21 protein-coding genes are annotated in these 26,293 nt (G+C 45.1%); 11 read left to right on the forward strand and 10 right to left on the reverse strand.

Annotated elements, in window-relative coordinates; all coding sequences use genetic code 11:
• Positions 1-154 precede the first annotated feature (154 nt).
• Entirely contained in the window at positions 155-1,954 is a 1,800-nt protein-coding gene (locus UQ64_RS22005; protein ID WP_060625580.1) for a M3 family oligoendopeptidase, read from the reverse strand.
• Between the two features lie 118 nt (positions 1,955-2,072).
• On the opposite strand from UQ64_RS22005, the gene UQ64_RS22010 reads away from it, so the two are divergent.
• Both UQ64_RS22010 and UQ64_RS22015 read left to right on the forward strand, forming a co-directional pair.
• Positions 2,073-2,264: a YycC family protein gene (locus tag UQ64_RS22010; RefSeq protein ID WP_042130920.1), complete on the forward strand. Its 192-nt coding sequence runs from the start codon at positions 2,073-2,075 to the stop codon at positions 2,262-2,264.
• Positions 2,261-2,491, forward strand: a complete 231-nt coding sequence (locus tag UQ64_RS22015; protein ID WP_060625581.1) for a hypothetical protein — start codon at positions 2,261-2,263, stop codon at positions 2,489-2,491. Before UQ64_RS22010 ends, UQ64_RS22015 begins: the two co-directional genes overlap by 4 nt.
• 92 nt (positions 2,492-2,583) lie before the next feature.
• On the opposite strand, the gene UQ64_RS22020 is transcribed toward UQ64_RS22015, so the two are convergent.
• Together UQ64_RS22020 and UQ64_RS22025 are read right to left on the reverse strand one after the other, a co-directional pair.
• Positions 2,584-3,294: a DUF2225 domain-containing protein gene (locus tag UQ64_RS22020; RefSeq protein WP_060625582.1), complete on the reverse strand. Its 711-nt coding sequence runs from the start codon at positions 3,292-3,294 to the stop codon at positions 2,584-2,586.
• A gap of 36 nt (positions 3,295-3,330) precedes the next feature.
• Positions 3,331-3,714 (reverse strand): globin domain-containing protein, encoded by a 384-nt coding sequence (locus tag UQ64_RS22025; RefSeq protein WP_060625583.1) that lies wholly within the window; start codon positions 3,712-3,714, stop codon positions 3,331-3,333.
• A 413-nt stretch (positions 3,715-4,127) separates the two neighbouring features.
• On the opposite strand from UQ64_RS22025, the gene ylbJ reads away from it, so the two are divergent.
• The 4 genes from ylbJ to UQ64_RS22045 all read left to right on the forward strand — a co-directional run bounded on the left by ylbJ (position 4,128) and on the right by UQ64_RS22045 (position 9,069).
• Positions 4,128-5,390: a sporulation integral membrane protein YlbJ gene (ylbJ, locus tag UQ64_RS22030; RefSeq protein WP_060625584.1), complete on the forward strand. Its 1,263-nt coding sequence runs from the start codon at positions 4,128-4,130 to the stop codon at positions 5,388-5,390.
• A 76-nt stretch (positions 5,391-5,466) separates the two neighbouring features.
• Entirely contained in the window at positions 5,467-6,270 is an 804-nt protein-coding gene (locus UQ64_RS22035) for an NAD kinase (protein WP_060625585.1), read from the forward strand.
• Between the two features lie 157 nt (positions 6,271-6,427).
• Positions 6,428-7,609 (forward strand): copper amine oxidase N-terminal domain-containing protein, encoded by a 1,182-nt coding sequence (locus tag UQ64_RS22040; RefSeq protein WP_060625586.1) that lies wholly within the window; start codon positions 6,428-6,430, stop codon positions 7,607-7,609.
• Positions 7,610-7,629: 20 nt separating this feature from the next.
• A complete protein-coding gene (locus UQ64_RS22045) occupies positions 7,630-9,069 on the forward strand; it encodes a S41 family peptidase (protein ID WP_060625587.1) in 1,440 nt (479 codons plus the stop codon).
• 198 nt (positions 9,070-9,267) lie between these two features.
• On the opposite strand, the gene UQ64_RS30310 is transcribed toward UQ64_RS22045, so the two are convergent.
• Together UQ64_RS30310 and lipA are read right to left on the reverse strand one after the other, a co-directional pair.
• Complete coding sequence (locus UQ64_RS30310) at positions 9,268-9,918, reverse strand: YutD family protein (RefSeq protein WP_156417641.1); 651 nt, start codon at positions 9,916-9,918, stop codon at positions 9,268-9,270.
• A gap of 340 nt (positions 9,919-10,258) precedes the next feature.
• Positions 10,259-11,164 (reverse strand): lipoyl synthase, encoded by a 906-nt coding sequence (lipA, locus tag UQ64_RS22055; RefSeq protein WP_060625588.1) that lies wholly within the window; start codon positions 11,162-11,164, stop codon positions 10,259-10,261.
• A 256-nt stretch (positions 11,165-11,420) separates the two neighbouring features.
• Between lipA and UQ64_RS22060 the strand changes: the two genes are divergently transcribed.
• Complete coding sequence (locus tag UQ64_RS22060) at positions 11,421-12,533, forward strand: M23 family metallopeptidase (protein WP_245238147.1); 1,113 nt, start codon at positions 11,421-11,423, stop codon at positions 12,531-12,533.
• A 99-nt stretch (positions 12,534-12,632) separates the two neighbouring features.
• Here UQ64_RS22060 and UQ64_RS22065 read toward each other — a convergent pair whose 3' ends face one another.
• The gene (locus tag UQ64_RS22065; protein WP_060625589.1) at positions 12,633-14,333 is read right to left on the reverse strand and encodes a glycoside hydrolase family 13 protein; all 1,701 of its coding nucleotides are present in this window, start codon (positions 14,331-14,333) and stop codon (positions 12,633-12,635) included.
• 121 nt (positions 14,334-14,454) lie between these two features.
• Between UQ64_RS22065 and UQ64_RS22070 the strand changes: the two genes are divergently transcribed.
• Positions 14,455-15,486, forward strand: a complete 1,032-nt coding sequence (locus tag UQ64_RS22070; protein ID WP_060625590.1) for a LacI family DNA-binding transcriptional regulator — start codon at positions 14,455-14,457, stop codon at positions 15,484-15,486.
• Between the two features lie 371 nt (positions 15,487-15,857).
• Here UQ64_RS22070 and UQ64_RS22075 read toward each other — a convergent pair whose 3' ends face one another.
• The 4 genes from UQ64_RS22075 to UQ64_RS22090 form a co-directional block, all read right to left on the reverse strand.
• Positions 15,858-18,821 carry an alpha-amylase family glycosyl hydrolase gene (locus UQ64_RS22075; protein ID WP_060625591.1) on the reverse strand — a complete coding sequence of 988 codons (2,964 nt, stop codon included), beginning with the start codon at positions 18,819-18,821 and terminating at the stop codon, positions 15,858-15,860.
• Positions 18,822-19,059: 238 nt separating this feature from the next.
• Positions 19,060-19,725, reverse strand: a complete 666-nt coding sequence (locus tag UQ64_RS22080) for an alpha/beta hydrolase (protein ID WP_060625592.1) — start codon at positions 19,723-19,725, stop codon at positions 19,060-19,062.
• Between the two features lie 151 nt (positions 19,726-19,876).
• The gene (locus UQ64_RS22085; RefSeq protein WP_060625593.1) at positions 19,877-20,458 is read right to left on the reverse strand and encodes a hypothetical protein; all 582 of its coding nucleotides are present in this window, start codon (positions 20,456-20,458) and stop codon (positions 19,877-19,879) included.
• An 18-nt stretch (positions 20,459-20,476) separates the two neighbouring features.
• The gene (locus UQ64_RS22090) at positions 20,477-21,013 is read right to left on the reverse strand and encodes a hypothetical protein (protein ID WP_060625594.1); all 537 of its coding nucleotides are present in this window, start codon (positions 21,011-21,013) and stop codon (positions 20,477-20,479) included.
• Between the two features lie 595 nt (positions 21,014-21,608).
• Here UQ64_RS22090 and UQ64_RS30320 point away from each other — a divergent pair.
• From UQ64_RS30320 to UQ64_RS22105, 3 genes are all read left to right on the forward strand, one after another.
• Positions 21,609-22,661: a DUF6385 domain-containing protein gene (locus tag UQ64_RS30320; RefSeq protein ID WP_060625595.1), complete on the forward strand. Its 1,053-nt coding sequence runs from the start codon at positions 21,609-21,611 to the stop codon at positions 22,659-22,661.
• A 153-nt stretch (positions 22,662-22,814) separates the two neighbouring features.
• A complete protein-coding gene (locus UQ64_RS22100; protein WP_060625596.1) occupies positions 22,815-24,863 on the forward strand; it encodes a glycosyltransferase family 2 protein in 2,049 nt (682 codons plus the stop codon).
• Positions 24,860-26,281 (forward strand): tetratricopeptide repeat-containing glycosyltransferase family 2 protein, encoded by a 1,422-nt coding sequence (locus tag UQ64_RS22105; RefSeq protein ID WP_060625597.1) that lies wholly within the window; start codon positions 24,860-24,862, stop codon positions 26,279-26,281. Before UQ64_RS22100 ends, UQ64_RS22105 begins: the two co-directional genes overlap by 4 nt.
• Positions 26,282-26,293 lie beyond the last annotated feature (12 nt).

Genomic DNA, 26,293 nt, shown 5'->3' on the forward strand with positions numbered 1-26,293 from the left:
AAAATCCATAGATTATTCGTACATTTGTTTTTAAAAATCGTGTTTTTTCGACATTTTACCATTAAAAAAAGCCCCTATATCAGGGGCTTTTGCGTGTTCATGCTGAAAAATCCTTGTTTTTTCTACCGTTAAATTTGTCTTAGTTTAGACTTTTTCAAACTAATTGCTCCGTCATCTCCAAGAACTCGTTAATGTCAGCTACGATCAAATCTGTAGCGCCTTGCCAGAAGTCTGGCTTCGTAAGATCCACACCCAGATGCTTAAATACTAAATCCTCTAAAGTCATCACACCAGTATCTTGCAACAAGCTATCGTATTTGTCTGCAAAGGACGCTCCTTCTTGCAGAGCCAGTCGATACAAGCCTGTGCTGAACATGTAACCAACGGTGTAAGGGAAATTATAGAACGGTACATCTGTGATATAAAAATGCAGCTTAGAAGCCCAGAAATGAGGGTGATATTCCGAAAGTACCCCACAGAAGGCTTCCTTCTGTGCTTCCACCATCAATTCAGACAGCTCCTCAGCATTCACAAGTCCTTCTTTACGTTTCTCATAAAAACGAGTCTCGAACAAGAAGCGAGCATGAATGTTCATAAAAAAGGCCACGCTGTTTTGAATTTTCGTTTCAAGAAGCGCCAGCTTCTCTTCAGCGTTGCTAGCGGCTTTGACCTGAGCATCAGACACAATGACCTCTGCGAAGGTTGAGGCGGTCTCTGCAACGTTCATAGCGTAGTTCTGATTAAATACGGGTTGATCATCCAGCAAATAAGAATGATAAGCATGTCCCAGCTCATGCGCCAAGGTTGAAACATTGGAAGTTGTACCACTATAAGTCATGAAAATCCGTGATTCCTTACTCTCAGGTAAGGATGTACAGAAACCTCCAGGGCGTTTCCCCGGACGATCCTCAACCTCAATCCAGTTATTATCAAAAGCACGCTCTGCAAACTCAGCCATCTTAGGACTAAATTTGCGGAACTGGGTAACGATATCTTTAGCAGCCTGATCATATGGAATTTTACCTGAGGATTTGCCCACAGGCGCTTCAACATCGACCCATGAGAGAGCATTCTGTCCAAGCAGCTTTGCTTTACGCTGAAGATAGGCCACAAGTGCAGGCTTGCTATTTGTAATCACGTCCCACATCGCATTCAAAGTATCTTGTGACATACGATTGATGCTTAGTGGATCTTTCAGAATATCTTCCCAACCTCTACCTTTATAGAGCTTCAGACGAAAGCCCGCTAAGTGATTCAAGGTATCCGCACAGTTATCTGCTGCTTCGGTCCATGCTTCTTCCCATTTGCGAAACATGGATTGACGTACTTTTGGATCTGGGTCATCCAGTTTATTAAAGGCTTGACCTGCGGAGAGCAGCTTTGTTCCTTCTTCATCCTCAAATGGGATCTTAATCGAGCTTACAATCGTATCATAGTGCCCGCTCCATCCATGATAGCCATCAACGGCTAGCTCCAGCGCTAAGCTTTCCAGTTCTGGGCTCATCTTCTCACGAGCCAAGTCACGGCTCTCGCTCAGCACGAACGTTAAAGGAGCAATCTCCGGACGTGCCATCCACTCTGCCCATACCTTGTCCGTAGTCTGACGAAGCACATTACTGAATTGTGAGCTAATGCCTTCGAATCCAGCTCGCATACTTGTCACTCGGGCCGCCAGTCTTACCGCACCTTTGTCCATTTGATTCTGAGCACCCAGACAGTCTGCGAAGGAAGAGACCTCCACAAGTCTTCCTGAACAGCTCTGAAGCAGTTCTATAACCTCGTCCAGCGCCTTTGTAGACTCAACATCCGTTGGAGCCACAGCATTCTTCACCAGACGCTGTAAGGCAGCAATATCTTGTTCAAGATTCTTTAAAAAGCTTTCTAACTCAGAGGAAGACGATCCTCCAGGAAATATGGAATCGAGTTCCCAAGTTAGTGATAATGGTTGTTTCATCTGTACTCACCATTCCTTTGCTTTCATTTGGTTTTCTTTGTAATTGACTTAACACCATGGTAAAGTGAATAACGATACGGGAACATTCATAGCCGATAAACTTTAGGAGGGCATCCATATGAAGCCACTACAAATTTCACCGGAAACAGCCATAACGTTATCCAAGCAACTAGGCGTTCCACTGGAACACTTGATGCATATGCCCCAACATATTTTACTGCAAAAAATAGCTGAGCTATCCAAAAAGCAGAATTCACCGCAAGCTGAGGATGGAAATGAAGAGTCTCCTTCTGGGAAGGATTCACAATGATTCCCTTTAGTCATACCTGGCCTTATGATATTATTTTAGGCGATATGTATGTGCAGTACTGCCCTTTCTGCAGCTCGGAGAATGTCCTTCTCCCTATGAAGCCAAAAGAATTGCAAATCGTTCGTGACGGCAAGAAAAAACTGCTTGTCTTCCCATGTTGCAGCGCCAGTCCCACAGTTGTAGATAACGACGGAGATTACCTCCTATTCGATCGGGCAGTCCGATAAATAGAAGGTAATCTAAATCCCAATATTAACATTTTTATAAAGCGCAGACGAGAGCATTACTCTCTTCTGCGCTTTTTGTTGTTCGTAAAGCTTTAAGAACCTGAAGGCAATCCATCGGCATCAATATCTACAGCTTCGCCGCGCATTTGCTCTCTTAGCACAACCCACTGCTCCCTGGCAGCTCGAATCATCGCAGCATCCATAATCTTCTGATCATTAATCAGGCGGGAGAACCACATTACAGCCACAGAGAACTCTCCGATGCGCCTGTTAAGTTCGCCGATAAGATACATGAGCCGGGCATCATTGCCAGCTATTCCGTCTTTTTCGTATACCTTCACATATTCAGCTAATGAATAGCGCAAAAAGCGTTGTTCCTGTTCCGTATTCCCTTGATACCGATACAACCAGGCAATGTGATGAAGCAGACTTGCAATAATTCGATCCTTATCGTTAATACTTTGAGCGCATAAAAGCGCCAGTTTATAGGTCTCAAGTGCAGTTTCCCAGCTTCGTTTATCCCCAAAGTCACGGCTCTTCCATCGTTTTCCTACCTGTTCATTAAATGCTTTTCGCTGCAGATCCGTCAGCTTGTCCGCTGAATTTTCTGTAGAGGCAAACCCACAACTCGGGCAGACACGTACAACATAATAATCCGGATTCTCGTTTTTGTAATATGCGCAAAAATCAGCATCGCGGCGGATAGCCTTTTTCAGGCTAGGGCGTACGCGAGAGGTTGAAAATTCATGTTCACAATTGCAACATTTGACCTTAATAGAATATAGGGGTATTAAGTCTGGCAAGTACTCTCATTCCTTTCAGGATCAACCTGTCCCTTATTACTCCTGGGGCATGTTAACAAAATGATGTGCGGGACCTGCAAGGCGACTAAGCACGAAGGAACGTAGCGGTTCTTCTACGCCAGTCTCCACGAGCGCCTCTTTCATACACTGCAGCCATTCTTCAGCACGTTCTGGAGTAATGGGAATATGCATATGTCTAGCTCTCATCATGGGATGTCCATGTAGTTCTGAATACAGTGGGCCACCGCCAAAAAACTGCGTCAGAAATTGATACTGCTTCTCCAGAACAGGAGAAATGTCTTTAGGAAATAACGGACCCAGCTGCGGATGAAGCTGCACTTTGGCATAGAACACTTCCACCAATCGATGTAGCGCCTCAGCTCCTCCTAGGTTCTCATATATACTCTCATTTGGATTCATTGAGGTTACCAGCTTTCTTCCATATTAATGAAACGTTTCTTATTTTTATTATACCAAAAAAAAGCACTCCTCGGATATCCGTCGAAAGTGCCCCTACCGGGCAGAAAAAAGACGCTAAACCATAGTTTAGCGTCTGGAAGTTATTGTCAGTAGGTCCGAAATTCCTCATCACCTGCAGGGACGAGAGAGACCCGGATCACATATACAAAAGCACAAACGAGAACTCCGGCTACAACGCTCATCGCCAACACTCCATCCCATTTATTCTTGTAACAGAGGGTGCATTTCTTATTTACATAATATCATATTTAAAGCGAAAAAGCACAGATTAATGTAACCGCTTCCTTTATTTTTTTTGTGCTGTTTGTCCTTCTTTTCGCATACATCTAACCATAGATCAGGAGGCGTTAATTATGACTTTTAAAAAGATTGGCGGCCCACTGCTGGGATTGACATTGGCGGGCAGTATGCTGCTGATGCTGCTTCATCCGGAGGCATCCCTTGGCGCAGCCTTACGAGGCCTGGCCATCTGGTGGGATGTGTTATTCCCCTCCCTATTTCCATTCTTCGTCATTTCCGAAATCATGCTAGGCTTAGGGATCGTTCATCTCTTCGGTGCACTGCTCGATCCGTTGATGCGTCCTCTTTTTGGTATACCAGGTAGCGGTGGGTTTGTCGCTGCGATGGGATATGTATCAGGATATCCTGTTGGCGCTAAATTAACCGCTAAACTGCGGGAACAGAATCTGATTAGCAGAGTAGAGGGCGAACGTTTAGTAGCCTTCACAACCTCTTCCGATCCAATCTTTCTGTTAGGTGCAGTGTCCGTTGGCTTCTTTCGAGACGCTTCGTTGGGGCTCATCCTTGCCCTCGCCCACTACGGGAGTGGTTTGATTGTTGGCTTGCTAATGTCGTTCCATGGACGCAAAGAACAGAGATCTCCATCCCAAGACCCATCCCTTACTAGTTCTGCTACCCCCTCTGCTCCAGCAAAAAAAGGGTTTGGAAGAATCCATGCAGCACTTCTTGCCATGGAGGAGGCCCGGCGCAAAGATGGACGGAGCTTTGGTGAGCTTTTAAAGGGTGCGATCCAGTCCTCGCTAAAGCTTATTATTGTCGTAGGTGGTTTGGTTGTATTCTTCAATGTGCTAATGGAACTACTTGCCCGCGCCGGAATTCTGTCCTCACTCTTTAGCATGACCGGAAATCTTGTGTCCCTTGTGGGTGGTCCTCCGGAGCTAGCTCAGGCCCTCATAAGCGGATTCTTTGAGGTGACTATCGGTGCACGTTCAGCGGGTGAAGCCGCTTCTTCCATCCCGCTCCAGTTCAAGGTAGCGGCAGCGGCCTTTATTCTCTCTTGGGGCGGATTATCTGTACATGCCCAGGTGGCTAGTATTCTGAATGGTACCGGGCTGCGGTATCTTCCATTTTTAACTGCACGTCTAATTCACGCTTTACTCGCATCAGGATTGGTCTTACTGCTCTGGAGCCCTGTGATGAACACAGGACTGTCTACTGCATGGGTATCATTTCCAGCCTCCGTTGTCTTTACACCTTCTGCCACAGGGATCACGGCTAGCCTCGCTCTGCTCAGCCTATTATTAACTGCCGCAATTCTAGTCTCACTGCTTATCCCTGCTTTCATGGCAATGATTCGATGGATAAGGCGAAGTTGATTAACATATTGTGTTCCGGGTCAAGATTGATTATGATCGGTGTATGACTGAATTATACAAAAGGAGCCTGTACATCTTGAGATATTATGTTCTGGACCGCGGTGATGAACTATCAATCAAACTTGCCGAGCAGTTTCACAAGCTGGCGGCGGAGCGGGACCTGCAACTGGATGCCGAGTCTCCCGAAATCGTCATCTCTATTGGCGGAGACGGCACAATGCTGCACGCTTTTCATACCTTTATCGACCAAATCCCCAATTTAGCCTTTGTAGGTGTGCACACAGGACACTTAGGCTTCTATGCGGACTGGCAAGCGGAAGAGCTGCCCACTTTAATCGACTATATGTGCGGAACTGGCGACTCTGGACCCCAGAAGCCCCGTATCGTGAAATATCCGTTAATAGAGCTGGAAATTCACAAGAAATCCGGTTCTTCGTCCCACATTGCCCTAAATGAATTTACCCTTAAAGGGGTAGATGGAACTATCATGATTCAAGTGGACATCAATGATGTTACCTTCGAGATGTTCCGGGGCGATGGACTTTGTATTTCTACCCCTTCTGGCAGCACTGCCTACAACAAAAGCCTCGGAGGGGCCATGGTTCACCCATCTATAGAAGCGCTACAGATTGCCGAAATTGCCTCAATTAACAATCGTGTATTTCGAACAATGGGATCGCCCTTACTACTGCCGAAGCATCACCATTGCGACATTCTTTCATGTAAGGATCAGCGCTTACTACTCACGATCGATCATAACAATATCCCAGTAGACGATTTGATTTCAGTAAGATGCCAAGTATCGGACAAAAAAGTCAGTTTCGCCAGGTACCGTCCTTTTCCATTCTGGAACCGTGTTCGTGAAGCTTTTCTGGTTTAAGATTAACCTTCGATCCAACGTTTTTCAGTGGCTGGAGATATTTATTTCTCCGGCTTTTTTGTGTGACAAAACTAACACCAGCTGATAGACTGAGAGAGAAGCCAAATGGTATAATGAGGCTATTTTACAAAGAGTTACATAAAAGGAGAGAGTACTGTTGAAAAAATTATTATCCCTCTTAAGCATAAGTCTACTGGCCCTCGTACTTGCGGTCCCGGCTTTTGCAGCATCGAAACCCATTGATGTTTATATCAACGGAAGTAAGGTTTCCTTCACCGCTGGATCCCCATACTTAGCGAACAATTCTGTCCTTGTGCCTTTCCGGGTTGTCTTTGAGAAGCTTGGACTTCAAGTGCTCTGGGATGCCAAGACTGGAACGGTAACTGGTAAAAGCTCAAATCTTGCAATTACCCTCACAATCGGCAGCAACCGCGCTACTGTTAACGGAACTGTAAAAAAACTAACCACCGCACCAGTCTCATCAGCTGGCACTACATACATTCCTTTGCGTTTTATTGCCGAGGCAACCGGGGGCACTGCCGTCTGGAATTCCTCCAGTAGAAGTGTACAGATTACTACTCCTGTCTCCAAAGATAAGGACGAAGCAGCCATTACAGCATTAGTTCGTTTGTCGAATAAGTATTTCAATGAAGAAAACGCGACTAGCTTCTATTCCCTTATGGAGGAGTCCTCTGACGCAGAATCCGTGGCCGAACTCAATGAATCTTTTAAAGCTTTCGACATAAAGAATACGATTGATAGTTTGGAAATCCTCGACATGAAGGCTGACGAAGCCACTGTGTATACGCTTGAAAGTTCTCGCAGAACAGGTGGGGCCTATACTCCAGATACAGAGGATGAATACATTTATACCCTGGTCCGTAAGAACGGAAACTGGAAGATATCATCCGTGGAATCCCAAAGCTCAAGCATTCTCCTTACTCGAGAACAAGCCCTAAAACCAGCAGCCAACATCCCTCAAAATGATGCGGATGCCATTAAAGGAATGATTACCAAGTATTATCAAGCAATGAATGAAGAGAATTCTACTGCAGTTCTTGCCACGATGACTTCATATGGGGAAGAATATGATTCCTCAATCAAAGCGGATTTGGATGATTTCTTCGCTTCGTACGATATTACCTATACGCCAGGCATTTCAAATATCTATTACTACACTGCCAAAGAAGCAGCAATATATGTAGAAAGCAAAGACAAGGAAGCTAGTGAAGAGGAGACTTACGAGCAGGGTCTTATCTATATTCTATCCAAGTCGGATACCGGTGTATGGACAGTGGGTAACACATATAACGTCTACAATAAACTTGTGAAATCCTAATAAAAAGGATGTTTGATTCCATGAAATCTAAAAAAGTAATAAGTGCACTGTTAACCAGCTGTCTAGCTTTATCTATTACATTTGCTCCGCTAGCTTCAGTTGCTGATGCCGCTAAGGCTTCCACAGACAACAGTGAACTTATTAATGAAGTTATGAAGTTATTGGAGAACTACAACCTTTCAGATGTAGATAAGGAAACATTGATTCGCGGAGCAATTGACGGCATGGTGAATACACTGGATGATCCATACAGCCAATACTTCAACTCCGAGGAAGCGGCGCAATTTGAACATTCGGTTGATCTCGAATACGTTGGCATCGGCGTTAAACTACAATATAAGCCGACAGAACTCTACATCGAAGAAATTTCTCCAGGCTCTCCAGCAGAAAAGGCAGGCCTGAAACGCGGCGATACAATTCTCAAAATTAACGGAATACCTGTTGACGAAACGGATGATTCGGAACTGAGTGGGACCGCAGGCACCAAGGTCACCCTGCTGATCCTCAGAAATGGAGTCACAAAATCTTATGCTGTTACCCGTAATGAATTGAACTCAACTTCTGTTTTTGGAACACTCATTGGTCCGAAGATTGCCTATATTTCGCTAAGTGGTTTCACCCAGAATTCTGACGAAGAATTCGCCGCTATGCTGAAGAAGATGCGTGCAGCTGGAATGAAATCCATGGTGCTTGATTTACGTGATAACTTGGGTGGCTATATGGATTCAGCATACAACATTGTCTCTAACTTTATGGATAAAGGCATCATGATGTATACCTCTGATCAAAGTGGAGCGTTAACGCCTGTAACGATTACTAGTGGGAGCAAAATCGGTGTACCCGTCGTAATTCTAACCAACGAATATACGGCAAGTGCATCAGAAGCGCTTACTGGCGCCCTACGTGACAACAAGCTGGCTACTGTCGTAGGCACTCGTTCTTATGGCAAAGCGCGTATTCAAAGCCTAATAGCGGTGTCTAATGGCGACATGCTGAAATTAACCACACAGAAATATCTAACACCTAAAAAAGAAGACTTTAATCACATCGGTCTGGCACCGGATATTGTGGTTAAAGGCAAAACTGCACAGCTGATTACCGCCTTGCAGATTGCTGGAATGAAGACTTTAGAAGTCACCGGAGATCATCATATCTTAAATATCAATGGACTTCCTTTTGCTGGTAATGTCGGTCTTGTGAAGCAAGGCGATAAAACTTATGCTTCTTCGCTTGTGCTGGCTGCACTTGTGGAAGGCGAGATCACCTGGGATGCCAAGAACAAGAAGGTCATCGTAAAGAGCGGAACAGGCACGTCCACCGGCTTTACGATTTCCTCCAAAGAGGCGCTATCCCAGAATGGTGAGACCTACATTGAATTAAATGCTTTTAAGAAGAAGTTCCCGGCGCTCGCATGGAGTTACAATGCTACACAGAAGCAATTGAAATTATCTGTAAAATAATCCATAAGAAAAGGCAGCAATTCCCCATAGATGGAGGTTTGCTGCCTTTATTTTTTGTACGAAATCCATTTCAAACAAGCAAAAACGCCTTCGGCGTCCCAAATGGACGGTAAGCGTTTATGCGATAATTGTATAGCATGTATTTAAAAAAAAGCTTCTCATTCGTAGAAGGACTCTACTTATGGTCAGCTTTTATCATTAAGATTGTGGATTCTCTACGTTTTGTGGATTTTGATTATTTTGATTATTTTGAGGCTTTTGTGTGTTTTGGGGCTTTTGGGACTGACCTTGTGGTGGTCTGCTTTGAAATTCCTTTTTGGATTTCTTCCCCTGCGAATCCTTACTCCGGTGATTTCGGCTTTGATGTTCTCTCAAGGGTCTATCCTTAGCAGAAGTCATCTCTTTAAATGCAGCTGATGAATTAGAGCCTTGCTTGGATGACGTTTCTTTAGAGGAGAACTCTTTTTCTGTAGCCGTTCCATCATTATCTTCAGCTTCTAGCTCCGAATCGTCTTCCTCACTCGGCTCTGGTATTTCTTTGATCAGAATATCCTTGAACATGCCTTCTTGTGGTACCTCTTTTAATTTATGCAACACAAAATATGCGCAGCCAAAATTGCAATATTCATTAATATAATCGACCATGCCAGAAATCGCTGTATCCCGATTCACCTTAGGGTGGTTGTCCCGGTAAAAGCCTTTCAAACGCAGCTGACTGTAACCCCAGTCACCAATAATGTAGTCGTATCTTTCCAGCACTTCACTATATCTTCCGCGAAACGCCTCCGGATTCCAACCATCCTTATGATCTAACATTAGTTCGTAGCCTTTTCCGCCTATAACGATCAAACCTTTTGCCGCCTGCCTTTCTTTGGGGGTCTTTACGTTGATTATGCCGTCATTTCCGAGAAATATTGGGCTATCGGTCGCTGTTGTTGATTAATTTCTTTTATTTGAACCGCATCAGCGGTTGAAATTAATCAACAGTGTATGCTTACGATGCTAGCTTTCCTTCGGAAAGCTTTCAGGCGAACGCTAACGCTCCTACAGCTCCAACATTTCTCTCCAATGACTCAAATCAACGTTTTTTTATGTGTAACCTATGCGCTGAGTGTTTCAGAACGCTATCGCTCCTTCAACCCTCTCCTTAATAAAACCTTTTTGTGACTTTGTCACTATTTCAAAAAAATTAACTAGAAGAAACCGCACGATCCTCACGAGCTTGAGCGGCAGACTTCACCTGCTCATGCGCACGATAAGAGCTGCGCACAAGCGGGGCTGATTCCACATGGCTAAAGCCACGCTTCAATCCCTCTTCCTTAAGCAGCGCAAATTCCTCCGGTGGATAATATTTCTCCACATTTAAATGCTTTGGAGAAGGCTGCAAGTATTGTCCTAAAGTCAATATATCACAATTTACGGCTCGTAAATCATCCATTGCTTGTAAAATCTCATCCCACTCTTCACCGACTCCAAGCATAATGCTTGATTTGGTAGGAATATCCGGTTTCATTTCCTTGGCTCTGCGCAGCAGTTCCATCGAACGGCGATACTTCGCTTTAGCCCGTACACGGTCTGACATCCGTTCCACCGTCTCGATATTATGGTTAAGAATATCCGGATTACTGTTCATAACAATCTCCAGACTATTCCGTTCTCCCAGGAAGTCTGGAATCAATACTTCAACACTACATAACGGAAGGCGTTTACGAATTGCCGCTACCGTCTCAGCAAAAATCTGGGCGCCACCATCCGCAAGATCATCACGGGCCACACTGGTCACCACGCAATGGCGAAGGTTCATTCCCTCTGCAGCTTCTGCTACACGTTCAGGCTCCTGAAGGTCCAACTCTGTCGGCAGCCCTGTATTCACAGCGCAGAAACGGCATGCGCGAGTACATATATCACCAAGAATCATAAAGGTAGCCGTTCGATTTGCCCAGCATTCATAAATATTCGGACACCTAGCTTCTTCACATACGGTATGTAAAGTTTTAGAACGCATCATGCTCTTGATTTCCTGATAGTTATCACCGGTAGTTAGCTTGATTCTAATCCAATCCGGCTTAGGCTGCTTTGCTGTTTTGTTCGTCAAAATAATAAACCCCGCTTCCTCCTAAATGTGATGCTGCAGATGAAAGATGCTGCCTCATATTATACCATGTGCGCTTTACAATTGCCTGTTTTTGTGAAATATGCAGGGCATACCAACTTCGATTCCGACGGAGAATTTATTGGTACCTTTAGACAAGAACGGATAAAAAGTAGCTTTTTGCTTCAATCTATAATAAAAAGCTTCAACCGAAGTGCCTACATTCAATTCTACGCCCGGACAAAAGGAGGCTGTTATCTTGCTGGCCCTATTTAAGAATACTAAAAACCGGAGAACTATGTTGTGTCTGTCCGCGGCCGCTATCCTTTGGGGTGGTTTAGGCCTTCCCGTTCCAGCAGCTGCAGTACAGGCTACAGTCCAATCGGTGGAAAGCAGCGGCAATCCCGTTAATGCTAGCAAGGAATCCATATGGTCTGCCCGTAGGGGGATTTATGATCAAATGAGTGCAGCCACTGGAATCCCTTGGTTTAGATTCGCAGCCATTGATCAGTATGAACGCACCATCGCAAAAAAAGGGTCTTCAGACAAGCCCGTCTCCAACCGTCTAACAGGAATCAAGATTCCACCACCCGTATGGTCCGGTCCACTCAACCCGGATCAGGAGGATACTTCTCCGAAATCCATCACTTTCTTTAACGGCTTCGGCCGTGATGGCTCAGGAGATGGAATCGCCGATCCAGAGAATGATGCTGATGTTCTATATAGTATGGCTAGACACTTGCAGAAATATGGTGATTCAGCTAATGATTTCAGCATTGGTATTTGGGAATATTATCACAATAGCCGTGCCTCTCAGCGCATAGCTCAGTTCGCCAAGCTATATGAACATTTTGGGCGGCTTGACCTATCAGGTAGTGCTTTTCCACTTCCCTTAAGTAATTCTTATTCTTATCGTAGCACTTGGGGAACCGGCAGAAGCTGGGGTGGGGCACGTATCCACGAAGGGACTGACCTCTTTGCACCACAAGGCATGCCGGTACGCAGCACCTGCTTCGGCCTAGTGGAAACTAAAGGCTGGAACCGCTATGGCGGCTGGAGAATTGGGATTCGTGATATCGAGAACCGTTACCATTATTACGCCCATTTATCCGGGTATAACAAATCTATTTCGCGTGGAGATATCGTCTCACCAGGTGAAATCATTGGCTGGGTTGGCAGCTCAGGTTACGGTAATCCAGGAACACAAGGGAAATTCCCGCCACATCTACATTTTGGCATCTACCGTGACCGAGGGATTACGGAATGGGCTTTTGACCCTTTTCCGTTGCTAAAACAATGGGAGAATCAGGAGTATAGAGACCTAAAGAACAAAAATAAAAAAAGTGCTACAAACAAGGAAAAACGCCTTTAGCGTCCCTAAAGGAAAGTAAGCGTTTATGCGAGAAATATAAGGACCCGTTTCTTGATGAACAATAAGGCCCCTTCTTTGGAGAGAGGCCTTATACTATTTTTAATACAACATTAAACAACCAAACGGTTCAATACTCACTATAAGCTTGTTAGTATTTTTAAAAGTTGCTCCTAACAGTAAATCGGTTAGCACATTCTTATCCGAACGATAGGCATTAAGCTCAAGCTCGTACGCGTTCGGAGAATTATTGATAATTAACCCAATCTTCTCTTGACCCACACCCCGCGTATAACCGAGCACATTACGGACTTCATCTGTGAACCAAGGACGAAACGTACCTTTTCGTAGAATATCACAGCTTTTTCTTAAGAAGATCAGCTCTTGATACCATTTCAGCAGCGCTGTATTCTGAGCTTGCTCTTGCCATACCATAGCTTTTCTACAGTGAGGGTCCGTGGCCCCTTCCATCCCAACCTCATCCCCGTAATAGATCATTGGAATACCGATATAGGTCATCTGAAAAAAAACTGCCAACCTCATACGTTGTATTGCAGTGCTCTCGCGGTCCCAGCCACGTCCCCCTTCCTTACACGCTGTAAGAAAACGCAACGTATCATGACTACCAATCAACTGAAACATAGCCGAATTCGCCTGGTCATTATACAACGCCTCCTGATGGAGTAATTGCTCCATAAAGCGATCTGGCCCTGTCGACTGCTCTGCAAAGAATTCCAGCATGGCATCCCGAAGCACATAATTCATACCACCATCAAATTGATCCCCTCTAAGCCAGGGCCCAGAAGCATGCATTATCTCTCCAATGAGTAGGATTTCAGGAAATTCAGACTTGAGTTCTTGCCGAAATCGGGACCAAAAAGCTGGGTTGACCTCATTCGCTACATCAAGACGCCAGCCGTCGATCTCTGTTTCTCGAATCCAATATTTGGCAACTTTAATCATATAATTAGCCGTCTCAAGATGGTCCATATTCAGCTTTGGCATATGCGCTTCAGCCTTGGCAAACGTCTCATAATTCGGCGCAGGCGTCTGTATAACGGGAAAAGAACGAATAAAGAACCAATCTTTATACGGAGACTGCTCGCCTTTTTCCATCACATCTTTAAATGCAAAGAATTGATCTCCCGAATGATTAAACACGGCATCCAGAATGACCTTAATTCCATGACGATGTGCCTCACTGACCAGCGCCTTCAATCCTTCTGCATCACCGAATGCAGGGTCGATCTTATAATAATCGGAGGTGTCATATTTATGCTCGGAAGGAGACTCAAATACAGGCGTCATGTAAATAGCATTCACACCAAGCTGCTGCAGATAGGGTATTTTATCTGTAATGCCCTTTATTGTTCCACCATTATAGCTGCTAGGATAAATTTGATAGGTCACCGCATCCTTGCTCCATGAAGGTAGCTTCAAAGCCTCAGAATGATGAAGGTATGCATATTGAAAAGAACCTGCTCGTTCCCGATTCTCCGACGCGCCCCTTTCTCCATACCAGACATACTCCCCCGCTGCATTCGCTATATGAAATAGATATCTGCATCTTCTAGTGCTGGTGTGAATGATTGCTTCATGAATCTCGTAAATACCGGCCGACCCAATCCGCTCCATCTGTAAAGGAACTTCTTGCCCCGGAGAATCATAACGATCCGAGTGGATAACGGTACAGGATAATTGCTGTCCGGCTTGTGTAAATAGTCTGAGCTTCAGGGTCCCTGTACCTACAGGATAAGCAAATGGATCTTCACTCGTATGATATATAAACCATGATTGAGACATAACTTTTGGACTCCTTCTATACTTTTATCGTTCTATCTATCTGTTCATTCATCATTAGAGAGACTGCTAAATTTGTGTTATTATGGTTACAAATACCGTTTTCAAGTTATGAGGGACAACGATGAAAGTAACGATTTCTGATATTGCCAAAGCAGCCAATGTGGCCAAATCTACTGTATCTAAAGTACTAAATGATTCCCCAAAAATATCACAGGAAACGAAACAAAAGGTTCGAGAGATTATGAAGGAAATGAACTACACACCAAGCAGTATTGCTACTGGGTTAGCCAAACAAAGCAGCTGCAATATCGGCCTACTGGTCGATATGTCTAAAGAAAGTGAGTTTCTGAACCAATTCTTCTACAACATTATTGGTGGAATCGAGAGCGTAATTGCACCATTAAAATACGAGCTGACCATTTCCAATGTGCAACATAGTAGTCCAGAAGGCCATTTTTTAAATAGGCTTGTGTTTAGCAAACGTGTCGACGGTATTATTGCCAACAACTCCGTGCTGACCGATGAGCTATCTGAAGAACTGAATCGACTGGCGTTTCCTTACATCTCCATTGGAGAGATTATGACCCCCGGAAGCTGGGTTGATTTCGATAATGAAGCAGGCGGCAGCATGCTGACCGAGCATCTCGTCGAACAGAGTTATTCTAAGATAGCCTTCTTAGGCGGGCAGCAGCAGGAAAAAATTTATACCCATCGCCTAGGTGGATACTTAAGCGCATTACAGCAGGCTGACCTTACCGTTCACCAGCAATGGATCATTAACTGCAAAGCTGATGAACATGACAGCTATCACGCTGCACTTGAGCTTCTGCAGCGCGAAGATCGTCCAGACTCAGTTGTGTGCATGAACAGTTATGTAGCCTTTGGGGTGCTTCAAGCCGCAAAGGCACTCGGAATTGATGTTCCATCAGAACTCGGCATCGCCGCTTTCGATGAATATCCGCTATCCCGTTATACAACACCTCCTTTAACCTCACTTAATATTGATACGTTCAAGCTGGGTGTATCTTCAGGGCAGCTGCTGATGGAACGCATTCGTGGCAATGATATGCCCCACAAGCATTTGCTAATGGAGCCAGAACTAATCCCCCGTGAATCCACGATGAGAACTACATTCTCTGGAGCAACTTCGTGATTTGACTACTTAAAATTAGGTCAGCTTAGAAAGGTTTAATAGGTAGACTGAACTCGATCGAGTCAGAACTAACGGAACTTAATGGGACTACGGGTTTGATTGCATTTAATGCAACAGAATTCGTTGTAAAATGGATCAAATTCAATTCTATTGCACTTTGTGCAGTCAACTCTCCATAAAACGTCTAAAAAAAGGGTTTCACCTGAATTCTGTTGCACAAAGTACAGTAGATTCATTCTTCCAGTTCAAATTGAGAGATTCCATTGTACCTTCTGCAATGAAAAAACTTCGTACTACTTACCAAGGAGCGGCCCCACACGGGGGCCGCTCCTTATCATGTGAAAGGTATTATGATCCACTCGAATAGCAACCTATAGATCTTTCCAACGCTGCACGGTCAGATTCACTGTTTGTACGCCGCCTGCTGGAGTAAGCGTTCGATTGGAAATGTCCGATCCGTTCGAGTTTACCTCCACATTAGTCCAAGCGCCCCGCGTAATCTTATATTGCACCGCTGTTCCTACTGGTAAGCTCAGTGTGATGGAATACACCCCATCACTACCTTTAGTCAGTTGATAAGCTGGATCCGCTGCATTCCAGCTGTTGAAGGGACCGGTGAGATACACAGGTCCGCTTGCCGGAGTAGACGCTGGAACATTTACACGGAACGTCACACTGTCTGCTTGAGGTTCCCCTGCGCTGATGCTTCCGTTCACCAGACTCCAGGTCCCAGCATCAAAATGATAATTACTGCTGCCGTTGCTATCCCATGTACCACTGCCATTATTAAAGGCTGCGGTCAGTCCGGCTGCAGTGCCCAGCTGAATTGTGATCGATTTATATCCTAGGAAAGAAGAAGCTTGAAGCTGTTCACCAGGAGCCGTCGTCCAGACTGTCGATCCGTCCAGCTTGTAATGAATGTACGAACTGCTATAAGCCGTATTCTTATAATAGATCGTTGCCGTGTTGCCAATCGGTGTAGCCGTTGGTGTTGGCGTTACTGTCGGAGTCGGTGTTGGTGTCGGCGTTACCGTTGGTGTCGGTGTTGGCGTTACTGTCGGTGTCGGTGTTGGCGTTACCGTTGGTGTTGGTGTCGGCGTCGACGTTGGTGTCACTGGTCCACCCGACGTAATACTTCCTGTAGGCGTATAAGTCCAGGTTCCAGTACCGAATAGATAATTGCTACCCCCGTTACTGTCCCATGTGCCACTGCCATTGTTAAAGCATGCTTCAAGCTGGCTGGCTGAGCCGATATTAATCGTTATTTTGTTGTATCCTGCTACATCAGATACAGGTATAGCAACACCCGGTGCTGTCGTCCATGTACCTCCTACTGGGCGATAATGAATATAAGGCGAGGTATAACCTTGCTTATAGTAAATCGTGACACTGTTCCCTGCTGGTGTTGTCACAGCCGCAATCGCACTAAGAAGTGATAGATTGCCTGCGGCATCAAATGCTTTTACCGTATAGTTATAGGTAGTGCTGGCGGATAATCCATTGTCCGTATAGGAAGTAGTTGCCGTTGTGCCTACCTTGACACCATTACGATAAACTTCATATCCAGTTACGCCTACGTTGTCGGTAGAAGCCGTCCAGCTGACCAAAGCGCTAGATGCATTTTGAACAGTTGCAGTTACGTTGGTTGGCGTAGTTGGAGGAACTGTTTCTGTTGGCTGTTGTTGTTTTGCATAGATTTTGGCTGAATTGGCACCTACGGTTACAGTAATTTGCTTTCCAGTTACTCCGCCCGATTGTACGGTCACTGTATCTGCAGTATTCAGCTGATTATACAAAACTGTCCCTGCGGTCAAACTACTCTCAGCGCGCAGCGGGATGGTTACCGTTTGCGAACCATTAGATTGATTACTGAATACAGAGATAGCTTCTTGCCCTTGATTAGTTCCACTGTCGATACGACGTGAGAAGGCATATAAGTTCTGTGCAGCCCACATTTCACGTTGAGTACCTGTACGTAGTGCTGGGTTATTTTTACGAATCTCATTAAGTTTGGCTACATGTTTGTAGGTGCTGGCATTTTCATTAAAATAGTTCTCGATCACGTTTCCGCTTGTATCCCTTTTCACCATAGACCAACGGTTCCAAGTATCAGCAATACCGCCCGTCATGATCTGACTATTGCCATTGCCTTTGTTCTGCTCTGTCCCTTGGAAGACAACCGGTGTTCCACGAACTGTAAAAATAAAGGTCAAAGCGTTCTGCAGCTTATCTACGCTTCCCCCGGCTTCTGTAAGAAAACGGTTGCGGTCATGATTGTCGATAAAGGTAACCATGTGATTGGCATTCCCGTTGTAATAGGAATCCTGTGCCAAGGTGCTTTTAATATTGGACTCAAAAGACTGCCCATAAGCAAAGCTGTTAAGTACGGAGAAGAACATCGGGAAATCGAGCATACCCCACTCCTTGTTGTTTCCGACCCAACGTGAGACAAATTCAACATTTCCGTCGAAATTCTCGCCAAATGTATTAACACCCAGATAATTTTGTAGTTCACCAATATCTGTTGGCTTCATCAGCTTGGCAGCATCCACACGCGCACCGTCAGCGCCTGTATAATCAAACCAGCCTTTGATAGAATCGAATATCGCCTGCTTAGCCGCAGGAACATCGAAATCAATGTCATCTAGCCCGCCCAAATCATGATTCTCTAAGTGATCCTGCGCCCACTGATCATATCTTCCATCTGCTAGAGACCAGTTAATATCTCCATTATGGTGGTACCATGCTGGATTATTGAACGGAGCTACTGGCTGCAATGATGGGATATCATAATAGGCTTGGGAACCTAGCATATAATCACCGACGTGGTTCGGTACAACGTCGATCACTACTTTGATGCCAAGCGCATGAGCGGAATCCACGAGCTCCTTCAGCTTCTCCTTCGTTCCGAAGTATGGATTGGCAGCGTTAGGGTTCTTAACGTTGTATCCGTGATAGGCTGTGTTTTTACCGGTACCATTGTTTTCCCGGTTAGTCATTTGTGGCTCAGCCACTGGGGAAATCCAAATCGCGGTATAGCCCATATTTTTAATATATGATAGCTTGTCGATAATCCCCTGCCAGTCTCCGCCTTTCATATAACGGAAATCTTCCTCAGAGTTTTCTCCATAGCGAATTGCCGCACCAGTAGCATTGTTGGAAGTATCTCCATCATTAAATCGGTCAACCATAATCTGATAAATAGTGTCGCTCTCATTAATCGTGCCTATGCTGGCCGCTTCAGCCTTTTGCGGTGTTAAGACAAACAAATTAATCACGGTAGAAAGAAGAATAGATGTAATTAGAACGGGTACATACCATAACCTACGTTTCATTGCGTGCATCTCCCTCTCTTATTAAAGCGTATTCATAACACTCTAAAACCTACTTCCTTGATTAAAAAACAAGCCCACCCAGTGATAACAAAAAAATTAATAATTTAGGGAAACCGGTTTCCCAACTAAAAATTACCATGATTGTGAATACGTTGTCAAGCTATAATAAATTAAACTTCACAAGAAAAAGAGCCTCCTTAATCGGGGCTCTTTAGAGTTGATTATTCACCTATTATGCTCAGCTTCCTACACTCTGAATAAAATGTAATACTTCACTCATGATTCGGTCCCTATCTTCACAATGACAAACCATATGACCACTGTTATCCACCAATAGCACCTGTTTTTGGGTCGTAGGAATCGTATGCTGCAGATAGTCAGCGCTTCTAGTCTTCACCAGATGATCTCGCTTCCCCTGCACGATCAGGGTTGGAGTCTCAATATGCGGATAGATTGAAAAACTTTCCCGGACCAATCGTTGAAACTCTCTCGTCGCCTTTGGGGGCGTTGAAGTGAATTTGTTAATATACGTTTTTAGCATGGAAAAGCTTGCAAGAGTCTTAAGGATCTCCACGGGATTCAGCGGAAATACGGGAGTGGACAATAAAGTAAGAGATTTGATCCAGGGTTTATACCGTACAGAAAGATGTGAAGCAATAAGAGCACCGGTTGAAAAGCCAATCAGATGAACGCCTTCATCCGTCTTTAACAGCTCTGTCAATTCATCTTCAGCACTCTGCTGCCAATCATGTCGATCCGAATGCAGTAAATCATTCCTGCTCCCCCCATGCCCTTTCAGGGTAAACGTTCTGGAACGGTAATTATGCTGCTCCATAAACTGGGACAAGGGGGAGATTTCATGCTCACCTCCGGTAAAGCCATGAATAAATAAACAACTTTCCATAATTGTCCCTCTTTTCACATTCCAATCTGACTTGCAACCTTATTGTATAATGCCAATCCCCTTTATTTTCTATACATTCCATCCTTTTATGTAAAACCTTAACCCAAGTGATGTCAAGGTTCCGCTCTATTAATGATTGACAACAAGAACTCTATTGTTCCCACCAAAGAAGACCCAGCGCTGAGGTAATCGTTAACCCTATGGCAGAGCTGGATGAAGTCACATTAGCACAAATAGCAGTTCCAGGCGGGACAATGATGCTGCCCGTAAAGTTCTGTGTGAATGCCCCCGGTGCCAATTGATAATTGAACAGCGTCGTCCCCCCGCTAATGGCTGCTGTGGAAGACTGAACAGTCATCGCACTCGTAGCCGAGCTACCCAAGTTATTATTCGTTGGCGTTAAGGTTGTAGGGGAGATTACCGTCCCTCCTTTTACAATTGTAAAGCTACCTGACATTGCCGATAGCAGAGAGGAGCCGCCGATACTACCGTTTATACGTGAGATATATACTGTTTTTCCGCTACCCACAGCATTACTAATTTGGATAGAAGTGATTGCGGAAATAAGACTAAGTACGACCAAACTAGACGCGGACGTGTTACTTGAATACAAGACTGCGGCTTGCGAAGCGCTTATTTCAGGCGGCGCACTGATATCTGGAGATTGGAAGGTATTCATCATATCCACAAAAAGAGGTTGATCGTTGTCGTTAAATACAAATTGATTAGGCATATCTATCCCCTCCTGTCTCTAATATTCCCACCAGCTGATAGATGTTGTCGCCGCTGAAGACCCCGATGCAATCGTTATGGAGGTAGTGATGGAATTTCCGGGAGGAACAACAATTTGTCCTGTAAAATCAACAATGACCGGACCGACCGCCAGCAATAGAGATACTAGAGTGGCCGGACTTCCAGTAGGCGCAACAGCTGAGGTTCTAGCAGTCATAACACTAGTTAACGCACTCCCAAAATTATAATTAATCGGTGTGACGGTGGTCCCGGTGACCGTTGCGTTCCGAAGTAGTGATAAAGTAACAGCCGCTGTCGCTGAGCTGGCAGTAACACGGGATACATACAAGGTACGTCCGCTGCCTCCCGGATTACTAATCTGAATAACTAACGGCGCAGCCGTCGTTACCGTAGAAGTAAATTGGATTCCAAACAATAGCCCCGCCTTTGCTGCTCCCCCTTCAGGAGCGGAATCTATACCAGGTGCAACATACGTGTTGACTTGTTCTGTAAAAAGCGGCTGGCTACTCTGATTGAATACTGAGTCGTTCGGCATGAGATATCCTCCCCTTACTTAAGCTTACTCTCATTTTATGCCGCTCTTAGTAACAGGTTGTGGGAATGTGCGTTTTTTTGCTTTTCCAGCCCAATCACCCCCTATTTCCCACCATATATTAATATCACACCATTCGAATGGCTAAGGATTGTCCTATCGGTTCGTGGCTTATTGAACTGCGGTTTATTAGGCTCAGGACTCAAACGACGGTTTGGGCCTTTTTACGGATAGAGTTCCAGAAAACCCGCAGGAAATGAATGAAATCCATAACGGCCTAGTGCTTAAAAAGTGCAGCAAAATAATACACAAGAAAGCTGAACTAAAACGATGATCTCTTATGCAGTTAAGAATCAGGGAGATCACTCTATTAGAGTCCGTCTGGAGAATCGCCCGAATAGTTTTGATTATTTTTAGATTCAGAAGATATTGTTGCTTCAAAAGAAATGAGAGTGCTAGTGCTGAATCTATGCTTAATGCGGACTCGATTCTCCGCCTCTACGCTACATTCAACGGGTTTAGGCAAGATTGTGTATACGTCCAAGCCCAGTCTTTTTAGGTATTACTTGATCATTTTATAAGGAAGGGACGAGGAACTTTGCCTAACTATAGCTCTTTTCAAGCGAATCCTGATAATCTACGAACGCTTATATTCGGCCGGGATGCCTCGCTGATTGATCATCCGCTTACTACAGATCCAAGCGGAAATCTAACAACGATTATCCTAGAGGGTACGATTTCCAGCGTGCTCGGCGCTACGATCACTGCGGGTACTTTGTCCTCCGCAGGTACTATTACTAACATCCTTGACGGCACCATTACTAGTGTACTCGGCGCCACAATCACTGCGGGTACTTTGTCCTCCGCAGGTACAGTTACAAATATCCTTAACGGCACCATTACTAGCGTACTCGGCGCCACAATCACTGCGGGTACTTTATCCTCCGCAGGTACTATTACTAACATCCTTGACGGCACCATTACTAGCGTGCTCGGTGCTACGATTACTGCGGGAACAATCACTAGTGTGCTTGGAGCGACCATTACAGCAGGTACTTTATCCTCCGCGGGCACAGTTACCAATATCCTTAACGGCACCATTACCAGCGTGCTCGGTGCTACGATTACTGCGGGTACTCTGTCCTCCGCAGGTACTATTACTAACATCCTTGACGGCACCATTACTAGCGTGCTCGGTGCTACGATTACTGCAGGTACTCTGTCCTCCGCAGGTACTATTACTAACATCCTTGACGGCACCATTACTAGCGTGCTCGGAGCCACAATCACAGCCGGCACGCTAAGTAGTGTCACTTCTATTTCACAACGCAGCTTTATAGAACAGACGACTACAGGTATTGCGACTGCTAATACCTATACTCCTCTGCCAGCCGTTACTACGAGCGTACTGGGAACGTATTCCTTCTTCATTAATAATACTGGGGCAAATCCAGTCAACACACGTGTGGAAATCAGTGCTGATGGAACGAACTATTTCGTCGATACTACAGGAGATAATCCTTTAGCAGCAGGCTCTGTTGATGTCATAGTACCAGCCAGATTCCTGAAATATACCCGCCTATCCTATCAATCAGCGAATTCTGGCGCTGCATCCACGATCAATGTAAGTTTCAATGCTCAGGGCACGTAATCCAGATGACCATCATATGCTGTAACAAGAAAGAGTACATGGATATCCATGTGCTCTTTCTTTAAATATAAGGACGCCAAAGGCGTTTATGCTTGTGTCAGCAGATCTACATATGTGCAACAAACACATAATGCCTTCCAAGGAGGAACAACCGTGAACATTATTACACTTGGCGTTCACCTCATCGTAAAAGATGAAGCTGATCTCCTGCCCCACTGTCTCGCAAGCGTAGCTGGTGCTGACGAAATTGTGATGGTAGATACGGGTTCTACTGACGAATCCATAGCTATTGCCGAAGCGCACGGGGCTAGAGTCTTCCAACGGGAATGGACAGACGATTTCTCTGCAGCCCGTAATGAAGGGCTCGTTCAAGCCACAACGAATTGGATTCTTATCCTCGATGCCGATGAGTGCCTGCAAACCCCACTTACAGAACTCCGCAGCCTTCTGCAGAACACACAAGCACAGGCTTTTACAGTAAACATTGATAATTGGGTAGGCGCACGACCTGAAGATAAGGTAAAACACAGTGCAGTTCGCTTATTCCGAAATGGACAGGGTTATCAATATAGTGGAAGAATTCATGAGGGAATTGACACTTCAATCCTTAACAAACATAACCTCTCGGCGATTGAGCACAGTCAACTTGAGATTATACACTTTGGATATTTACCCGAAATCATGGCACGAAAAGATAAAATCAACCGAAATAGGCACCTGCTGCACCTCGCTTTAACCGAATATCCGGATGATCCTTTTTGCTCCTATAATTTGGCAGTAAACTGCTGTCAGGACGGTCGTCTTCAGGAAGCTGAGACGTTGCTTCGTCAAGCCCTCCACCATGTAGCACTCGAAGCCTCCTATCGTCCTACGATGATTAGGGATCTCTGTAAAATTTACCATGCTCAAGGAAAAACGAATGCGATTGACCCCTTGCTGATGATTGAACTGGAGCGTTATGGCGACTACCCTGATTTGCATTTTTTGTTAGGGCAATCTTTGGAAAGCCAAGGACTTTTGGAACGTGCGCTATTAGCTTATCAACATGCAGAGTCCATTCCTGAACATGAGGTACTTAGCGGAAAATATGTATGTGAACAAGGAATGAGCACTTTTCGCCCCCTATACCGTATGGGTTTAATCTCACAGCGGATTGGTCTTCTCGAGGATGCTGCGAGATTTTTTCATCGTGCACTTCAACACCATTCTTTATATACGCCCGCCTTGCAAGGGATAGCTGCTGCTTTTCAACGTCTAGCTGTACCCGATGAGGAAATCACCACTCTACTGATCCAACTCGTTCCCCCAACTAATTCAGCCAGTAGATCCGCGATCATTGACAGTTTATATGGGATAAATGCTTATGAGTCCATTACCACCTTATCCCGAGATATTTTCCCATTGGAATTGGATACTGCAAATGGGATCATTTCTTCACTCATCATCACCGGCAAGCTGGAAGACGCATGTACAGCTATAAGACAGATGACCTCACTAGCTTCCCAAGATCATCATGGTTTAGAGCATCAAAAGCAGTGGTATACCCTTTGGGCCATTTGCCAATGGGAACGATATGGAGAATTTAAAAACGACCTGCTCAACCATACATCGGATGAACTCCGTTCTGGACTGGAATACATTGAGCGATGCCAACGCCAGCAAGAGGCATGTCCGGTAGAAATAGAGGTAGATCACTTCTATTCCTCATTCCTTTCAGACCTCATCCAACAATCTGTAAAGCTGCATCAGCTCACACTTAGTCATACCTTAGTGGACCTGTTCCCTGTTTATCGATCTGAATTAGCCACAGCATTATATAAAGAGGGGAACTGGCAGGCCGCAGGAGAGGAATTTATTGTACTTGTTCGCGATAAGATCGCCGATGCAAGCGTGCTTTTTTATATTGGTGAGATGATCTTTGACAAAGGGCATTATTCCGAAGCCAGTGAATGGTTTCAGCAAGCGCTGGAACAAGAGCCTGAGCCTGAACTTGAATCCGCCAGGATCGGCTTATCCCTCTGTTATCTTCAGCAAGCGAAGCTGAGTATGGAAGATGCTCTTCAAAGTTTAAATGATGCCCATGCTCATGGCCCATTGCAGGAGGATATCGGAGCGATCCGAAAATCCATTTCCTTGCTGAATCGTACACCTTGGCACACACAGTGGAGCTTCCGTCAGAGCGAAGGGAGATCATCCCTATGAACCGTTCAAGGAGAAATCCACAAATTTCCTTATGCATGATCGTTAAGAACGAAGGAGATAGCTTGAGCCAATGTTTAAAAAGCGTACGCGGAGTCGTCGATGAGATCATTGTAGTCGATACTGGATCTACCGATGCTACGGTTCAAATTGCCCTAAGCTTCGGGGCTAAAATCATACAATACCCTTGGAGCGGCGACTTTGCTGCTGCCCGCAACGCAGGTCTCCAGCAGGCCCATGGACAATGGATTCTCGTTCTAGATGGAGATGAGGAATTAAGTGAGGAGAGCAAGGGAGAATTACTGCTGTGTGCTGAGCATATGGAGTACGAGGCGTTTTTCCTACGGATTCATAATCACAAAGGGCTAACCCCCGCTTCACAGACGATCACCGTCAATCCGATTATTCGGATGTTCCGTAATCGCCCTAAATACCGGTTTAGCGGTATCATTCACGAACAGATCGCTGAGGCCATCATAACAGCTACACCCCAGGCACCGATGCATTTGACCACTGTAGTCATCCATCATTATGGTTACGCAGAAGGGGTAGTGGTCAAGAAAGATAAAATCAAACGAAATGTCGAGCTGCTGAAAGAACAGCTAAGGTTAAATCCTAAAGATCCTTTCCACCATTTTAATATGGCTGTTGAGTATATGCGTCTGGGGGAGTATCAACCTGCTCTAAAGCATATCCAACAATCACTAGAAGAGGCTCCGCCTGATACAAGTTACATCCATCTGCTGCACAAATATGAAATTCGCTCTCTTGCAGAATTAAAAGATTACCCTGGGGCACTTGCAGCCTGTGAGCGTGGAATTAGCGCACATCCGGATTACCCAGACTTAGCTCATATCAAAGGGGCTCTACTATTACAATTAGGTGCCTTTGCAAAAGCCAAAGTAGCGTTGCTACAAGCGCTGGTCATCGGAGCTGCTCCTCCCGGCTACCATACTGAGGCTGGATTCGGTTCATATTTAACCTATTATATGCTGGGTCAATTATGTGAAGAGATGGGTGATGAGACCGAAGCCATTGCTTGTTACACCAAAACCGCACAGCTTCATCCCGAACCGGCTCCCGTCATTGCCCGGCTGCTGCGAGCCCTGAAATGTGCAGGTCGTGAGAGTGAGATTTACGGTTGGTTCCACGCTCATCTGCCAGACTACACAGTGACTAAAAACAGGATTCTCCTAGAATTATTACAGAGTGAGGGATGTAAGGAAGCAGCCGCACAGCTGATAAATGCCACGGAGCAGCCCATTTCTATAGAAGTGGCATTTAATAAAGCAGCTCAACAGGTGCGTTCACAGATTTTGTTAGCGGATCGTCTGCTTGCTTCATTGTCCTCTTCAGCTACCTATTCTCCAGCGGTCAAAAGAGTACGCCTAGCTCTTCCGCTTCCCAAAGTTTCAGAATAGGAGGGACGTTTC

Origin of the sequence: Paenibacillus etheri (assembly GCF_001012825.1) — a bacterium.
In the GTDB taxonomy this organism is placed as follows: Bacteria; Bacillota; Bacilli; order Paenibacillales; family Paenibacillaceae; genus Paenibacillus_AQ; species Paenibacillus_AQ etheri.

Coding starts and splice junctions, on each gene's coding strand:
- UQ64_RS22005 (WP_060625580.1), bottom strand. CDS start 1,954: ATGAAACAACCATTATCACTAACTTGGGAACTCGATTCCATATTTCCT.
- UQ64_RS22010 (WP_042130920.1), top strand. CDS start 2,073: ATGAAGCCACTACAAATTTCACCGGAAACAGCCATAACGTTATCCAAG.
- UQ64_RS22015 (WP_060625581.1), top strand. CDS start 2,261: ATGATTCCCTTTAGTCATACCTGGCCTTATGATATTATTTTAGGCGAT.
- UQ64_RS22025 (WP_060625583.1), bottom strand. CDS start 3,714: ATGAATCCAAATGAGAGTATATATGAGAACCTAGGAGGAGCTGAGGCG.
- ylbJ (WP_060625584.1), top strand. CDS start 4,128: ATGACTTTTAAAAAGATTGGCGGCCCACTGCTGGGATTGACATTGGCG.
- UQ64_RS22045 (WP_060625587.1), top strand. CDS start 7,630: ATGAAATCTAAAAAAGTAATAAGTGCACTGTTAACCAGCTGTCTAGCT.
- UQ64_RS22065 (WP_060625589.1), bottom strand. CDS start 14,333: ATGTCTCAATCATGGTTTATATATCATACGAGTGAAGATCCATTTGCT.
- UQ64_RS22070 (WP_060625590.1), top strand. CDS start 14,455: ATGAAAGTAACGATTTCTGATATTGCCAAAGCAGCCAATGTGGCCAAA.
- UQ64_RS22075 (WP_060625591.1), bottom strand. CDS start 18,821: ATGAAACGTAGGTTATGGTATGTACCCGTTCTAATTACATCTATTCTT.
- UQ64_RS22080 (WP_060625592.1), bottom strand. CDS start 19,725: ATGGAAAGTTGTTTATTTATTCATGGCTTTACCGGAGGTGAGCATGAA.
- UQ64_RS22085 (WP_060625593.1), bottom strand. CDS start 20,458: ATGCCTAATCAATTTGTATTTAACGACAACGATCAACCTCTTTTTGTG.
- UQ64_RS22090 (WP_060625594.1), bottom strand. CDS start 21,013: ATGCCGAACGACTCAGTATTCAATCAGAGTAGCCAGCCGCTTTTTACA.
- UQ64_RS22105 (WP_060625597.1), top strand. CDS start 24,860: ATGAACCGTTCAAGGAGAAATCCACAAATTTCCTTATGCATGATCGTT.